The following is a 15,263-nucleotide window of genomic DNA, read 5'->3' on the forward strand; positions in this document are numbered from 1 at the left end:
ACGGGAATGGCCGACGGGGGCGAACTGGTCAAGGCCACCGAGCGACTGCTCGAGGGCAGGCACGGGAGGCTGGGGGCGTCCGCACTGCGGGCGGCCCTGGTCGACCTCTACGAGTTCTGGCTGGGCAGGGGAGCCTCGGCGGCCGGCGTCGACACCGCGGAACCGGGTGTCGCGCTGGTCGCCGTGGGCGGGCTCGGCCGGCGGGAACTGGTGCCGTTCTCCGATCTCGACCTGCTGCTGGTGCACAACGGCAACAGCGGCGTCGGCGAGATCGCGGACGCGCTCTGGTATCCCTTGTGGGACGCGAAGATCGGGCTCGACCACTCGGTCCGCACACCGGGTGAAGCGCTGAAGGTCGCTTCGGAGGACCTGCGCGTGGCGATGGGCCTGCTCGACGCCCGGCACCTCGCCGGGGACGCCGAACTGAGCGGCCGCCTGGTTTCCGCGGCGCGGGACCAGTGGCGGCGCACCGCGCGCAAGCAGATCCCGGACATGACGGCGTCGGTCCGGCAGCGCTGGGCCCGCAGCGGCGAAATCGCGCAGTCCGCCGAGCCCGACCTCAAGCACGGGCGAGGCGGGCTGCGGGACTTCGCCGTCCTGGAAGCCCTCGCCGCGGCGCAGCTCACCGCGCGTCCGGGCGAGGAACTCCTGGAAGCGAAGGGACTCCTCCTCGACGTCCGCACGGAGCTGCGGCGCGAGATCCGGCGTGAACGGGACGTCCTGTCCGCGCCGGAAGCGGAGCTGGTCGCCGCCGAGCTCGGCTTCGGCGACCGGTTCACGCTGGCCCGCAAGCTTTCCGGAGCGGGCCGCACGATCGCGTACGCGCTCGACGTGGCCCTGCGGTCCACTGTGGAGCCTCCGCGGTCACGGTTCGGGCGGCGTCCTTCGCGGACACCGCTCGCGGAAAATGTGGTGCTGCACGGCAACGAGGTCGCCCTGGCCCGCGACGCCGTCCCGGCCAAGGACCCGGCGCTGCTGCTGCGGGTCGCGGCGGCGTCGGCGCGCACGGGCAAGCCGATCGCGCTCGGCACGCTCAAGGCACTGGCCGAATCGGCGCCGGAGCTGCGCGCGCCCTGGCCGGCCGAGGCGCTGAACGCGCTGGTCGAGCTGCTGGGCGCGGGGGAGGGCCTGGTCGACGCGGTCGAGTCCCTGGACCGGACCGGCCTGTGGTCCCGGCTGTTCCCGGAGTGGGGCGCGGTCCGCGACCTGCCGCCGCGCTCGCCGGTGCACCAGTGGACGGTCGACCGGCACCTGATCCGCACGTGCGTCGAAGCGGCGAAGCTGACCACGACGGTGTCGCGGCCGGACCTGCTGCTGATCGGCGCGCTGCTGCACGACATCGGCAAGGGCCGCGACGCCGACCACTCGGAGCTGGGCGCCAAGATCTCCGCCCAGGTCGCGACCCGGCTCGGGCTTTCGGCCGCCGACGCGGCCACGGTGTCGGCGATGGTCCGCCACCACCTCCTGCTGCCGCACACGGCCACGCGGCGCGACATCGGCGAACCGGCCACGGTGGCCCGGGTGGTGAAGACCCTGGACAGCGACATCGTCCTGGTCGAGCTGCTGCACGCGCTGACCCAGGCCGACTCGCTGGCCACCGGCCCGGGTGTGTGGACGGACTGGAAGGCCCGCCTGCTGGCGGAGCTCGTGTCGGGCTGCGAGGAAGTGCTGCACGGCAAGGGGTTCACCGCCCCTTCCCCGATGGACGACGAACAACGCGAGCTCGTCGCATCGGCGGTGGCCTCGGGCACGGGCGAGATCCGGATCAGCTCGCACGGCAAGGTGGTCACGGTCCTGCTGGCGGTCCCGGCCCGGGCGGAGCTGCTGGCCCCGGCGGCGGGTGTGCTGGCGCTGAACTCCCTGGAGGTCCACTCGGCGGTCCTGCGCGGCCACGACGGCGGCCGCGCGGGGGTGTTCACGGCGTCGCCGAAGTTCGGTTCCCTGCCGGACGCGACGCTGCTGCGCGAGCAGTTCGCCCGCGCGGTGGCGGGCACGTTGCCGCTCACCCAGCGGCTGGCGGCGAAGGAGCGCGACTACGGCTCACCGGCCGAGGCGCCGGTCGCGCCGAAGGTGCTGTGGTTCGACGACGAGACGACGGGCCCGGACACGGTGGTCCTGGAACTGCGCGCGGCCGACCGGATCGGCCTGCTGTTCCGGGTGGCGGGCGCGCTGCGCCGGTGCGACGCGGAGGTCCGCTGGGCCAAGGCGTCGACCCTGGGTGGCGCGGTGGTGGACTCCTTCGCGGTGACCCCCCGCAGCGGCCGCATCGAACCGGGGTGGCGCCGCGAAGTGGAACAGGCCGTCCTCGCCGCGGCTTCCTGACCCGCTCACCCCAAGCGCCCCAATGTGGCCTTCGGTGCGTGAGACGCACCGAAGGCCGCCTTGGGTGCGTGAGACGCACCGAAGGCCGCCTTGGGGCGCTTGGGCGGGCGGGTTCTAGGCGGGCGCTCCGAACCAGCGGTGGAGCGCCTCGTCCAGGCCCGGGCCGCCGTCCCACGCGACGTACCCGTCGGGCCGGACGAGCCGAGGTGCCGCCCCCTCGCGGCCCTCGACCCGTCCGGTCCACCCGGCCGGCACGGTCGCGCCGACCAGGACCGCGCGGCCGTCCGGGCTGGCCGGGACGTCGGTCGCGCGGCCGGTGATCCCCGGGTACGTCACCCCGAGGCCCGACAGCTCCGCGGCCACCGCCCGGCGCGCCTCGGGGACGGCCAGCAGCTCCGTGAACACCGCCCGGACGGCCACCGCGTCCGGGTCGGGAACGCCGAGGACCGCCTGGGCCCGGGTGCTGACCAGCACGCGGGCCGCGATCGGGTGGCGCTCGTCGTGGTAGGTGTCGAGCAGCCCGGCCGGCGCCGTGCCGCGGACCGTCGCGGCCAGCTTCCAGCCCAGGTTCACCGCGTCCTGCAGGCCCAGGTTGAGCCCCTGGCCGCCGACCGGGAGGTGGACGTGCGCGGCGTCGCCGGCGAACAGCACCCGGCCGTGGCGGTACTGCTCCAGCATCCGGGACGCGTCGCCGAAGCGGGACGCCCACAGCACTTCGCCCACGACGATCCCGGGTCCGTGCGCGGCGGTCAGCGCGCGCTGCACTTCGCCGGCGGTGACCGGGGCGTCGCGGTCGAGCTGCTGCTGTTCCTCGCCGAAGACGATCGTGCGGTAGCGGCCGCCGGACAGCGGCAGCAGGTACCCCGACCCCGAGGACGGCAGCTGCCAGTCCTCCGCCAGCCCGGCCGGCTTGGCGGCCAGGGTGAGGTCCGCGACGACCAGCGAGATCCGCGCCGGGCGGCCGGGGAACGCCGCGCCCAGCAGCGTCCGGACCGTGCTGTGCCCGCCGTCGGCGGCGACCAGCCAGCCGGCCCGGTGTTCGCGGCCGCCCGCGGTGACCGTGACGCCTTCGTCGTCCTGCGCCACCGCGGTGACGGCCGCGTCGCGCAGCACCGGCGTGCGCAGCCGCGCTTCGATCGCCGCGGCGACGTGGGCCTGTTCCACGCCGAGCTGGTACGGGAAGGACGTCGGCAGGTCGGTGTAGTCGATCGGGACGCCGGAGAAGTGCCCGGCGGGCAGCTTCGCCTGCACGTACGGCTCGATCGCGGCGAGCAGGCCGCGGTCGGCGAGCACCTCGACCGAGCGGGGCTGCAGGCCGAGCGCCTTCGACTGCGTGGTGGGCTCGGCGTCGCGCTCGAGAACCAGGACGTCGACGCCGGCGCGTTCCAGCTCGAACGCGGTCAGCAGGCCGGTCGGGCCCGCGCCCGCGACCAGGACGTCAGGCATCGAGGTTTTCCTTGCGCAGGTACCAGACGTGCCAGGTGATCAGCAGGGCCAGCGCGCCGAACCAGGCCACGTTGGTGACCAGCGCGAGGAGGTCGATCGGCAGCGTGTAGACGAGCACGACGTGGACGATCGCGCTGCCCAGCAGCACCGCACCCCACGCGGCCGTGTTGATTCGCAGGCCGCGCCGGAACCGGGCGTCGGTGTCCCAGCGGCCCGCCCACGCGTCCGCCCCTTCGGCGCCGCGCTTGACCTCGGCGATGGTGCGGCCGAGCGTCAGCTGCGCCGGGCGGCCGAGGAAGACCGTCACCAGCATCCACGCGCCGAACAGGCCACCCAGCGCCGCCGTCCAGCCTTCGCGGATCACCAGCGTGCGCGGGTCGTCCGACAGCAGGCCGAGCACGACCGACAGCACCAGGACGCTCAGCGTGACCAGGGCGACGAGGTCGACCTTGCGGGTGCGGGCGATGGTCCAGAGCACGTACGGCGCGGCCACCAGGACGCCCGCCATCAGCGCCCACCACTGGCTCACTCCGGCGGCGCGCAGGCCGTAGAACAGCGCCATCGGCACGATCACTTCGAACACGACGTTCCGCACGTTGGCGCGCACGAGCCGGCGCAGGCCGGCGTCGGGTTCGGTCTTCTGCTCGATCATCATCCGGGTTCCCCAGTGGCTTCGGGTGCGGTCGCCCGCACGTACAGGTCGGCGAGTTCGCGGCCGATGCGCGTGAGTTCGGCGGGTTCGGGCACGTCGGCCGCCGCGGTGGCGACGACGGCGTCGAGGCCGGCGGTGAAGGAGAGCGCCGCGGTCCGGGCGTCGAAGGAGCCGAAGGCGCCGGCCGCCTGCCCGGTGCGGAAGTGCTCTTCGAACAGGGCGAGCCGCCCGCTGACGGCGTCGCTCCGCGAACCGGCGTTCCTGACCAGGTCGATCAGCGCCCGGACCTCGGTGGCGTGCTTGCCGACGAGCTCGACGTTCGCCTCGACGTAGGCCCGCAGCTGGGCGACGTGCCCGACGGCGGCGTCGATGCGCGGCTGCATGAACGCCCCGGTGATCTCTTCGATCTCGGTGACGCAGGCGGCGAGCAGGTCGTCCTTGCCGGCGAAGTGGTAGCTGATCATCCCGGTGCTCGACAGGCCCGCGTGCTTCGCGATCCGGCTGAACGACGCCTTGAGGTAACCGGCTTCGGCGATCACGGCGATCGCGGCCCGCACGATCTGCGCCCGCCTGCCGGACTCGGTGAACGTTCTTGCTCGCATGAGCAAAATTTAGCTCAGTCGAGCAAATCTGACAAGTCGCCAGGTCAGCGGCGGATTTGGAGGTGGGTCAGGCGGACGCGGTGCCTTCGACGACCTGGTTGCGGCCCGCGTCCTTGGCCCGGTACAGGGCCTTGTCGGCGGCCTGGAGCAGCCGGTCGACGGCCGTGCCGCCGTCCGGGTAGGTCGCGACGCCGATGGAGGCGGACAGGCCGTCGATCGCGCGGACGCCGGTGCCGTCCTCGTACTCGACCCGCAGCGATTCGATGGCCGACCGGATGCGTTCGGCCACCGCGAGCACGGCCGCCGGTCCGATGTCCGGCAGCAGGACCACGAACTCCTCACCGCCGAAGCGGCCCACCGAGTCGTAGTCGCGGACGGCGCTCTTGATCGTCGCCGCGACCGCGCGCAGCACGGTGTCGCCCGCGAGGTGACCGTGTTCGTCGTTGATCAGCTTGAAGTAGTCCAGGTCGATCATCAGCACGCCGAACGTGCTGTGCCTGCTGCGCTGGGCGCGGGCGAGTTCGCGCGAAGCGAGCAGGTGCCACCCGGTCGTGTTGAACAGCCCGGTCTTCTCGTCGGTGGTCGCGGCGATCTCCAGCTGCTTGATCAGCACCGCCCGGTGCAGCACCAGCAACGGCGGCACGATCGCCACGGCGAGCGCGGGCAGCGTCGCCAGCGTCAACGCCGTGAGCAGGCCCAGGCAGAGCGTCGCCACTTCGAGGAGGTTGTCGCCGAGGCCGCCGAAGAACGCCTTGACCGTGCGCTTGGTGATCGTCAGCGCCGGCACGATGGTGATCGCCGCGACCAGGAAGTACGTCACCGCGGCCAGCGTGATGGCCGTGACGCCGCGCCAGCCCGCCGTCAGCGCGGCGTACATGTTCGGGACACCGAGGCGGCTCAGGACGAGCTCGGCCGAGAAGCAGGTGATGACGACCAGCGTCGCGTTCAGGGTGGTCCGGAACGGCGGAACGCGCTTGATCCGCGCGAGGCTGCGCGTGGCGAGGTGCAGGTAGAGGACGGCGACCAGCCCGGTGACGAGCGCGGGCGGCAGGAGCAGCACGCCGGCGAACGTCCAGACCGACGTCAGGTTGATGTGCGGGGTGTCGGACACCAGCCGCCGGACCCGTTCGATCTTGCGGCCCAGTTCGGCCTGCAGCACGCCGAGGCCGGCAAGGACGGCGAAGACGGCGAAGTCCCACCCGCGCGCGGGCACGGCCACGGCGGCCCAGATGGTGGCGGCGAGCGCGACCGGCTCGACGAGCAAGCAGTAGAAGATCAGCGACCCGCGCTGCCGCCAGAGGGTCCAGAGAGCAGGATTCAGCGCCCCACGGATCCGTCCCGTGCGGGGTTGGGCCGGACGGGCGCCGTCCATACTCAAGGCGGTGCAACTCCCCTGGGTGATCCGACGATCCACATCCACCCCACCACACCGGGCGGCCGCGATCGATGATTGCCACACGTTCGGAGCAGTGAAGGGAGGCCGCCGCCATGCGCAACCGCGAATCCTGAGCCGCTGAGCCGCTGTGCCCCCGAAGTCCGCGCGAAGCGCCGGAGGGAGGCTGTCGTGCGCAACCGCGAGTCCTGAGCCGAGGGGCCCTTTGTCCACCTTGTGGTCGAGAGGAGAGCTGCCGTGCGCAACCGCGAGTCCTGAGCTGTCGTGATCTCCGTTCATCCGCGCCCGGAAAGGAGTGCTGCTGTGCGTAACCGCGAGTCCTGAACCCGATGCCCGCCCGCCCGATCGCGCCGGAAGGAGAGGTGCCGTGCGTAACCGTGAGTCCTGAGCCGAGGCGCCGTGTTCATCCCGCGTTGAAAGGAGAGCCGTCGTGCGTAATCGCGAGTCCTGAGCTGCCGTGATCCCCGTTCGTCCGCGCCCGGAAGGAGAGCCGCCATGCGCAACCGCGAGTCCTGAACCCCATGTCCGCCGTCCGATCGCGCCGGAAGGAGAGGTGCTGTGCGCAACCGCGAGTCGTGACCCCGTCGTGGACCCCGTCCGTCCTGCCCGAGAGAGGAATCGTCACCATGCGCAACCGTGAGTCGTGAACCCGCGCCGGAGGAGGATCCGGCCCACCCTCAACCGCGGGCCCGGGTGGGGCCGCTCAGGCGGTCGCGCCGCCGTCGACCACCAGGTCGTGCCCCACGGTGAACGCGGCTTCGTCCGAAGCCAGCCACAGCACCGCGGCCGCCACTTCGGCGGTGGCACCCACCCGGCCCAGCGGGATCGCGTCCTTCAGCCGCGCGGCGCGGTCGGCGTCCGTCTCGCCGGGGCGCCGCGACATGTCCGTGTCGGTCGCGCCCGGGCTGACGGCGTTGATGCGCACGCCATCGGCGATGTGGTCGCGCGCCGCCGTCCTGGTCAGCGCGCTCACCGCGGCCTTCGACGCCGCGTAGGCCGCCATGTTCGGCAGCCTGCCGTGCGCGCCGATGTTCGACGCCATGTTGACGATCGCGCCCCCGCCGTGCGCCCGCATGTGCGCGACCTCGTGCTTGAGGCACAGCCACGTCCCGGTGACGTTCGTGTCCAGCACCGCGCCGAAGCCGTCCTCGTCGAGGTCCGCGACCGGCGCCGGCGACCCGAGGATGCCGGCGTTGTTGAACGCGACGTCCAGCCCGCCGTGCCGCGCGACGACCGTCTCCACCATCCGCGCCACGTCCGCGGACTCGGTCACGTCGACGGTCACCGCGCTCGCGTCGCCGCCGATCTCCGCCACCGCGGACGCCAGCCGCCGCTCGTCGCGCCCGGCGACGACCACCGTCGCGCCTTCGCCCGCGAACGCCCGCGCCGTCGCCCGTCCGATGCCCGAGCCGCCGCCCGTCACCAGGACGACCTTGCCCGCAAAACGTGCCCCCATCGTGTACCTTCTTTCTGGTCCGATCAGTCTTGAATGAGCAGGCGCATGGCTTGGGAGACGGCCGCGCCCACCCGGCTCGCCGCATCGCTGCCCTTGCCGAGGACGCGCAGCCCCTGCAGCACGGTGAGCAGGAAACGCGCCAGTGTCGCCGGGTCGCTTCCCGCGGGGAGTTCGTCCTGGGCCCTGGCGCGCTCCAGCGCCATGGTGAGGGCGACCTCGAGGGTGTCCCAGCTGCGCTCCACGACCCGGGCGACGTCCGGGTCGTGGGGGAGCAGCTCGACCGCCGCGTTGACCACGAAGCAGCCCATTTTCGTGTCGTCGCCGAGGATTTCCGCGGTGTAGCCGTCGAAGAGCCGGCGCACCGCGGCCACCCCGGAACCCGGCTCCGACAGCTGGGCCATCACCCGTGCGTCGGTCCGTTCGGCGTACCGCTTCAACGCCGTGACGTACAGGTCGTGCTTCGTGCCGAAGGTGGCGTACAGGCTGGCCTTCGCGACGCCGAGGTGCGTGACGAGGTCGCTGACCGACGTCGCCTCGTACCCCTGGCGCCGGAAGAGCGTGAGGGCGCCGTCGCAGGCTTCGCCGACGTCGAACTCCTTGACCCGGGACATGATCGAAACCTTAGCCGTATCGAGAACGATCGGTCAAATATGTGGGCGGCGGTGTGTCGCGTTCGGTCACGGCGCGTGCGGTGGCACTATGGCTGCTTCGACCGGCCCGAGGGGGTGAGCGATGCAGGATCGGCTGACGCTGCCGCCGACCGTCGTCGCCACCCACCTGCGCTCCTGCGCCGAGGAACTCGCCGCCGGCCTGCGCTGCGGTGGGCCGGGCGCCACGACGGCCGAGCTCACAGACGTCGTCGCCCAGCTGGTCGCCGGTCAGGAAGCGATCTCCCACGCCCTCGCCGGCCTCGCCGCCCGGGTTGAAGGCGGTTCGGCCGCCCTCGCCGCGGCCCCGCCGCTCGACGTCGAGGTCGTCACCGAGGTGCTCCGCGCGGCCGCGATCGCGTCCCGGTGCTCGGCGGAGGCGCTCGACGAGGTCACGCCGTCCTTCGAATGTGTGAGCGAATCCGTCTCGCCTGACACCCGTTTGTAGCTGTCGATGCGCCGTAGCCGCTGTCTAGCCTGGGAGCTGCGGAGGTGGCACGGATGCGCGCAGTGTGGACGGGCACGATCGGGTTCGGCAGTTACGCCATCCCGGTGAAGGCGTACAGCGCCACCGAGGAGCGGGAGATCCCGCTGCACCAGGTGCACGAGACCGACGGCGGCCGCATCCGGGTCAAGCGCGTGTGCGAGATCGACGGCGACGAGGTGCCGCCCGAGGAGATGGTCCGCGGCTACCCCGTCCCCGGCGGCGACGTCGTCCTGCTGTCCGACCACGAGCTGGCGTCGCTCCCGATGCCGGGCCGCACGATCGCCATCCGCGGGTTCGCCCCGGCGCCCGACGTCGATCCGCTCTGGTTCGCCAAGAGCTACTACCTCGAACCCGAGCCGGCGGGGACGAAGCCGTACGTGCTCTTCAGCGAGGCCCTCCAGCAGTCGGGCCGGCTCGCGCTGGTCACCGTCGCGCTGCGCCGCCGCGAAACGCTCGGCGCGCTACGCGTGCGCGACCAGGTGATCGTGCTGGAGACGATGCGGTGGCCGGACGAGGTGCGCACCCCCGACTTCCCGTTCCGGCACGCCGACGTCGACATCCGGCCCGGCGAGCTGCGGCGCGCGGTGAACCTGGTCGAGGAACTGACCGGCGAGTTCGACCCCGGCCGGTACCCCGACCGTTACCGCGAAGCCTTCGAAGCGTTGGTCCAGGCGAAGATCGACGGCGCCGAGGTCGTCCAGCCGACGGCCGCCGAACAGGCCGAGGGAGTAACCCGCTTGCTGGCGGCGTTGCAGGAGAGCGCCGCCGAAGCGGAGGATGCGCGCAACGCGGCCGTCACGAAGGCCAAGGCCGCCGCGTCGAGGGCCGCGAAGGCGCGGACGACGGCGAAGCGAGCCGCGACCCGCAGCCGCACGAAGACGCCTTGAGTATTACTACCCACGGGTAATTGAGGGTTCTCACACTCAACCCGCCACCCGCGGCGCGGCAGACTTCCTCCTGTCAGCGGATACCGGATCGCTGACGAGGGGGGAAGTCCGGACGGCCCCTGGGGAGGTGAGCCGTCCAGACGCCAGGGTTCCGGGGCGGGCCGAAGGAGGAGCGGCCCGTTTCCGGAACCCGTTCCGCACCGCGGGGAGGCGGCGCGGAACTCCAAGGGGGTGTCCGAAGGCTGCCGTGGAGGGATCGAGGGGTCTCCACGGCAGCCTTCAGGCGTCCGCGACCCGGATCAGCAGGTCGGCGGCCAGCCGGAGCAGTTGCTGCTCGGTCGGCGAGAGCGTCGACTCGAGGGCCCCGGCCAGCCAGCGTTCGCGTTGGGTGCTGTACCGGCGCAGGACGGCCAGGCCCTCGTCGGTGATGCTGACCCGTGACCGGCGCCCGTCGTCGGGGTCCGGCGTTCGCTCGATGTGGCCGCGGACGTCGAGCGAGGCCAGGATGCGGGTGAGCGACTGCGGCTGCAGCCGTTCCGCTTCGGCCAGCTCGGTCGGCGTCTGCGTGCCCGCGCGGTAGAGCCGGCTCAGCACCGCGAGCACCGCCGGTCCAGGGATGTGCCGGTCGGCTTCCGCGCGCATCCGCCAGTTCAGCCGCCCGACGCCTTCGCGCACCCGCCGGGACAGGTCGGCGAGTTCGGCGTCCGCGGTGACCCGCGCGGCGGTCTCGTCCAGGGTCCGGGCCGGTTCGGTGTGCATGGCCCCAGATTAGGCGGTTCCGCGGACCAGCCGGGCATAACGCCCGTCGCGCGCCAGCAGTTCGTCGTGTGTCCCCCTTTCGGCGATCCGGCCCTCGTCCAGCACCACGATCTGGTCGGCGTGCTCCACAGTGGACAACCGGTGGGCGATCGTCAGCGTCGTGCGGCCCGCGGCGAGCCGGTCGAGTTCGGCCTGCACCGAGCGCTCGGTGCGGGTGTCGAGCGCGCTGGTCGCCTCGTCGAGGATGAGCACGGGTGGGTTGCGCAGCAGGATCCGGGCGATCGCCATCCGCTGCTTCTCGCCGCCGGAGAACCGGTACCCGCGCTGGCCGACGACCGTGTCGTACCCCTCCGGCAGCCCGGCGAGGGTGTCGTGGATGTGCGCGGCCTTCGCCGCCCGCTCGATCTCGTCGTCGGTCGCGTCCGGCTTGGCGAAGCGCAGGTTCTCCCGCACGGTGTCGTGGAAGAGGTAGGTCTCCTGCGACACCAGCCCGACACCGGCCGCGAGGGAAGCCAGCGTGACGTCCCGGACGTCGGTGCCGTCGATCGTCACCGAACCACTGCTCACCTCGTACAGCCGGGCGACCAGGTAGGCGAGCGTCGTCTTGCCCGAGCCGGTCGAGCCGACCAGTGCCGTCGTCGTCCCGGCCGGCACGTCGAGGTCGATCTCGTGCAGCGTCGGCGGGCCGTCGGCGTCGTAGCGGAACGACACGCCGCGCATCGCGATGTCGCCGCGGCGCACCTCCAGCACCCGCGCACCCGGCTTGTCCGCGATCTCCACCGGAAGGTCCAGGACCTCGAAGATGCGGCCGAACAACGCCTTCGACGTCGCCACGTTCTGCCCGATGCTCTGCATCGCGCTCGCCGGCGCCACCAGCCGGTTGAGCATGCTGGTGAAGGCCACGACGGTGCCGAGCGAGATCGGCGACGCACCGCCGGCCAGCGCCAGCCCGGCGATCCAGTAGACCAGCGCCGGGATCACCGTCAGGCTCATCGCCCGCGACGCCGTCTGCCAGCGGCCGGCCAGCGCGGCCGCCCGTTCCAGCGAGGCGATCTCCCGCGATTCGGCCCCGAACCGCTCGCGCATGGCTCGTTCGTTGCCCATCGTTTTGGCGAGCAGCACCCCGGTGACCGACAGCGACTCCTCGACCATCGTCGTCAGCCGGGCCATCCGGCGGGTCCGGCCGCGGGCCAGGGTCCGCCGCTTCTTCCCCAGCCGCAGGGTGAACAGGAGGAACAGCGGCACGACGACGAGCGACAGCGCCGCGAGCTGCCAGTCGAGCGCGACCAAGGCCACCGCGATGGCGATCGTCGTGGTCGCGTTCTGCACCATCGACCCGGCCGTCGTGGTGATCACGTTGTCCACCCCGCCGATGTCGTTGAACACCCGCGAGAGCACTTCGCCGCTCTTCGTCCGCGTGAAGAAGCCAAGCGACATCCGCTGCAGGTGGCCGTAGACGGAGACGCGCAGCTCGTTCATGACCCGTTGCCCGATGGTGTTGGACAGCCCGGTGGTGGCGACGCCGAGCGAGCCGCTGCCGACCGCGCAGCCGATCATCCCGGCCGCCAGCAGGCTGATCAGGAGGGTGTCCCGGTGGGGCAGGGCGTCGTCGAGGATCTCGCGCAGCAGGAACGGCGAGACGACGCCGAGGCTGGCCTGGACGACGATCAGCGCGAACAGTGCGGCGAGCGGCCCGCGGTGCGGGCGGAACAGGCCGGCGATCCGCCGCAGCGGCACCGGTTCGTCGGTGTCGCCGGCCGGTTCGCGCAGGACGGGGACTGAGGTCATGCACCTATGTTTACTAAAATTCGGCCGATGCGCCACTGATTTTGCGATATCCACTCGGAAGTGCGTCGAACATTGGTTAACGTATGCGTACTACCGAGCGCACACCCGCGAAGGGAAGGAGCCGGAGCGACTACCCTCGACAAAGCCGGCCGAGTCCGGCGCGCCACCATCGACCCAGCTGGAGCGTGCACACCCGTGTTCGACACCCTCTCCGATCGGCTCACCGCCGCCCTGCAGACGCTCACGCGCAAGGGCAGGCTGTCCGACGCCGACATCGACGCCACCGCGCGCGAGATCCGCATCGCGCTGCTGGAGGCGGACGTCGCCCTCGGCGTGGTCAAGACCTTCATCGCGAGGATCAAGGAGCGGGCGAAGGGTGCCGAGGTCTCCCAGGCGCTCAACCCCGCGCAGCAGGTCGTCAAGATCGTCAACGAGGAGCTCGTCGGGATCCTCGGCGGCGAGACGCGCCGGCTCAACCTGGCCAAGACCCCGCCGACCGTGATCATGCTCGCCGGTCTGCAAGGTGCCGGCAAGACGACGCTGGCCGGCAAGCTCGCGCTGTGGCTGAAGAAGCAGGGCCACGCGCCGATGCTGGTCGCCTGCGACCTCCAGCGCCCGAACGCCGTCACGCAGCTGCAGGTCGTCGGCGAGCGCGCCGGCGTCGTCACCTTCGCGCCCGAGCCGGGCAACGGCGTCGGCGACCCGGTCGATGTCGCCCGCCGCGCCATCGCCGAGGCCAAGCACGCGCAGCACGACGTCGTCGTGGTCGACACCGCGGGCCGCCTGGGTGTCGACGAAGAGCTGATGAAGCAGGCCGCCGACATCCGCGACGCGGTCGAGCCCGACGAGGTCCTGTTCGTCGTCGACGCGATGATCGGCCAGGACGCCGTGACCACGGCGCAGGCGTTCCAGGACGGCGTCGGCTTCAGCGGCGTCGTGCTCACCAAGCTCGACGGCGACGCCCGCGGTGGTGCCGCGCTGAGCGTTCGCGAGATCACCGGCCAGCCGATCCTCTTCGCCTCCAACGGCGAGAAGCTCGAGGACTTCGACACCTTCCACCCGGACCGGATGGCGTCGCGGATCCTCGGCATGGGTGACGTGCTCACCCTGATCGAGCAGGCCGAGCAGGCCTTCGACCAGAAGCAGGCCGAGAAGGCCGCCGAGAAGCTCTCCAGCGGCCAGCTCACCCTGGAGGACTTCCTCGAGCAGATGCTCGCGGTCCGCAAGATGGGCCCGATCGGCAACCTGCTCGGCATGCTCCCGGGCGCCGGCCAGATGAAGGACCAGCTCGCCCAGGTCGACGACAAGCACCTCGACAAGCTGCAGGCGATCATCCGCGGCATGACCCCGGCCGAACGCGAAGACCCGAAGCTGATCAACGGGTCGCGCCGCCTGCGCATCGCGAACGGCTCGGGCGTCACCGTCCGCGAGGTCAACGACCTGGTCAACCGGTTCTTCGAGGCCCGCAAGATGATGGCCCAGATGGCCGGCCGCTTCGGCTTCGGCGGCGGGGGCGGCGGCTCCAAGCGCAAGGGCAAGAAGGGCAAGAAGGGCCGCGGTCCCACGCCCCCCAAGGTCCGCGGCGGCTTCCCCGGCGGCATGCCGATGCTGCCCCCCGGCGGGCAGATGCCGGGCGGGATGCCCGACCTGTCGCAGCTGGGCGGCATGAACGACGTCCCGGGCTTCGACCCGACGAAGTTCAAGCTGCCGAAGAACCCCAAGGACAATTGAGCACCGCGCTCCACGCCGCCGGGGTGATCCTGCCCGGCGGCGAGCCGGGGGAGCTGTGGATCACCGGCGGCCGGATCTCGTTCGAGCCGGTGCCGGACGCCGAGAGCCTGGGCCGGGACGTCTTCCTCGTGCCCGGGCTGGTCGACGCGCACTGCCACCCCGGCATCGGCGTCGGCGGCCCCGTTTCGCTGGACGAGGCCACCGAGCAGGCGATCACCGACCGCAACGCCGGCACGCTGCTCATCCGCGACTGCGGACTCCCCATCGACGTGCGTCCGCTGCAGCAGCGGGCCGACCTGCCGACGATCATCCGCGCCGGGCGGCACCTCGCGCTGACCAAGCGGTACATCCCCGGTCTGGGCCTCGAGCTCGACGACCCCGCCCAGCTGCCGGAGGCCGTCGCCGAGCAGGCCCGTGACGGCGACGGCTGGGTCAAGCTCGTCGGCGACTGGATCGACCGCGGCGTGGGCGACCTGGCGCCGCTGTGGCCGGACGACGTCCTGGCCGAAGCCGTCAAGGTGGCGCACGACCACGGCGCCCGCGTCACCGCGCACGTGTTCGGCGAAGCGGCGCTGCCGGGACTGATCGCGTCCGGCATCGACTGCCTCGAGCACGGCACCGGCCTGAGCGCCGATCAGCTGGCCGAGCTGGCGCGCCACGACGTCGCTCTGGTCCCGACATTGATCAACATCGAGAACTTCCCGGGCATCGCGGACAAGGCGGGCAAGTACCCGGCGTACGCCGCGCACATGCGGGCGTTGCACGCCGGCGTCGGCGAGATGGTCGCCGCGGCCATCGAAGCCGGCGTACGCGTCTTCGCGGGCAGCGACGCCGGGGGCATGGTCGAGCACGGCAGGCTCGTCGACGAGATCGAGGCGCTCCACCGCGCCGGCATGACGCGGGAGCAGGCCCTCGCGTGCGCGTCCTGGGCCGCCCGCGACTGGCTCGGCCACCCCGGCATCGCCGACGGCGCACCCGCCGACCTGCTGGTCTACCCGGCCGATCCGCGGGAGGACCTGGGCGTCCTCCGGCATCCTTCGCACATCGTGCTCGGCGGCGTCGTCCACACCTAGACCCCGCTGATTTCCTTGCA

Annotated in this window: 13 protein-coding genes; 5 read left to right on the plus strand and 8 right to left on the minus strand. The window is 72.1% G+C overall.

The features are described from left to right. Positions 1-6 precede the first annotated feature (6 nt). Positions 7-2,322 carry a [protein-PII] uridylyltransferase gene (locus ACFPLC_RS24690; RefSeq protein ID WP_378193576.1) on the plus strand — a complete coding sequence of 772 codons (2,316 nt, stop codon included), beginning with the start codon at positions 7-9 and terminating at the stop codon, positions 2,320-2,322. Between the two features lie 114 nt (positions 2,323-2,436). On the opposite strand, the gene ACFPLC_RS24695 is transcribed toward ACFPLC_RS24690, so the two are convergent. The 6 genes from ACFPLC_RS24695 to ACFPLC_RS24720 form a co-directional block, all read right to left on the minus strand. Beyond that, the gene (locus tag ACFPLC_RS24695; RefSeq protein ID WP_378193573.1) at positions 2,437-3,768 is read right to left on the minus strand and encodes an FAD-dependent oxidoreductase; all 1,332 of its coding nucleotides are present in this window, start codon (positions 3,766-3,768) and stop codon (positions 2,437-2,439) included. Then, complete coding sequence (locus ACFPLC_RS24700; protein ID WP_378193570.1) at positions 3,761-4,423, minus strand: VC0807 family protein; 663 nt, start codon at positions 4,421-4,423, stop codon at positions 3,761-3,763. The genes ACFPLC_RS24695 and ACFPLC_RS24700 overlap by 8 nt, the downstream gene beginning before the upstream one ends. Continuing rightward, on the minus strand, positions 4,420-5,022 hold the full coding sequence (locus ACFPLC_RS24705) for a TetR family transcriptional regulator (RefSeq protein WP_378193567.1): 603 nt from the start codon (positions 5,020-5,022) through the stop codon (positions 4,420-4,422). The genes ACFPLC_RS24700 and ACFPLC_RS24705 overlap by 4 nt, the downstream gene beginning before the upstream one ends. A gap of 67 nt (positions 5,023-5,089) precedes the next feature. Then, the gene (locus tag ACFPLC_RS24710) at positions 5,090-6,394 is read right to left on the minus strand and encodes a GGDEF domain-containing protein (protein WP_378193565.1); all 1,305 of its coding nucleotides are present in this window, start codon (positions 6,392-6,394) and stop codon (positions 5,090-5,092) included. A gap of 724 nt (positions 6,395-7,118) precedes the next feature. Then, positions 7,119-7,871: a glucose 1-dehydrogenase gene (locus ACFPLC_RS24715; protein ID WP_191310287.1), complete on the minus strand. Its 753-nt coding sequence runs from the start codon at positions 7,869-7,871 to the stop codon at positions 7,119-7,121. 23 nt (positions 7,872-7,894) lie between these two features. Then, the gene (locus ACFPLC_RS24720; protein WP_378193561.1) at positions 7,895-8,482 is read right to left on the minus strand and encodes a TetR/AcrR family transcriptional regulator; all 588 of its coding nucleotides are present in this window, start codon (positions 8,480-8,482) and stop codon (positions 7,895-7,897) included. A 121-nt stretch (positions 8,483-8,603) separates the two neighbouring features. Here ACFPLC_RS24720 and ACFPLC_RS24725 point away from each other — a divergent pair, with 121 nt between their 5' ends. After that, a complete protein-coding gene (locus ACFPLC_RS24725; RefSeq protein ID WP_013223841.1) occupies positions 8,604-8,966 on the plus strand; it encodes a hypothetical protein in 363 nt (120 codons plus the stop codon). Positions 8,967-9,019: 53 nt separating this feature from the next. After that, a complete protein-coding gene (gene ku, locus ACFPLC_RS24730) occupies positions 9,020-9,892 on the plus strand; it encodes a non-homologous end joining protein Ku (protein WP_378193558.1) in 873 nt (290 codons plus the stop codon). A gap of 279 nt (positions 9,893-10,171) precedes the next feature. On the opposite strand, the gene ACFPLC_RS24735 is transcribed toward ku, so the two are convergent. Beyond that, a complete protein-coding gene (locus ACFPLC_RS24735; protein WP_191310280.1) occupies positions 10,172-10,651 on the minus strand; it encodes a MarR family winged helix-turn-helix transcriptional regulator in 480 nt (159 codons plus the stop codon). A gap of 9 nt (positions 10,652-10,660) precedes the next feature. Beyond that, entirely contained in the window at positions 10,661-12,439 is a 1,779-nt protein-coding gene (locus ACFPLC_RS24740) for an ABC transporter ATP-binding protein (protein ID WP_378193554.1), read from the minus strand. Positions 12,440-12,634: 195 nt separating this feature from the next. On the opposite strand from ACFPLC_RS24740, the gene ffh reads away from it, so the two are divergent. Further along, positions 12,635-14,170, plus strand: a complete 1,536-nt coding sequence (ffh, locus tag ACFPLC_RS24745) for a signal recognition particle protein (protein ID WP_378193551.1) — start codon at positions 12,635-12,637, stop codon at positions 14,168-14,170. Next, a complete protein-coding gene (locus tag ACFPLC_RS24750) occupies positions 14,167-15,243 on the plus strand; it encodes an amidohydrolase family protein (protein ID WP_378193548.1) in 1,077 nt (358 codons plus the stop codon). The genes ffh and ACFPLC_RS24750 overlap by 4 nt, the downstream gene beginning before the upstream one ends. Positions 15,244-15,263 lie beyond the last annotated feature (20 nt).

The sequence above is a fragment of the Amycolatopsis plumensis genome (genome assembly GCF_042652605.1).
Taxonomy (GTDB): domain Bacteria; phylum Actinomycetota; class Actinomycetes; order Mycobacteriales; family Pseudonocardiaceae; genus Amycolatopsis; species Amycolatopsis plumensis.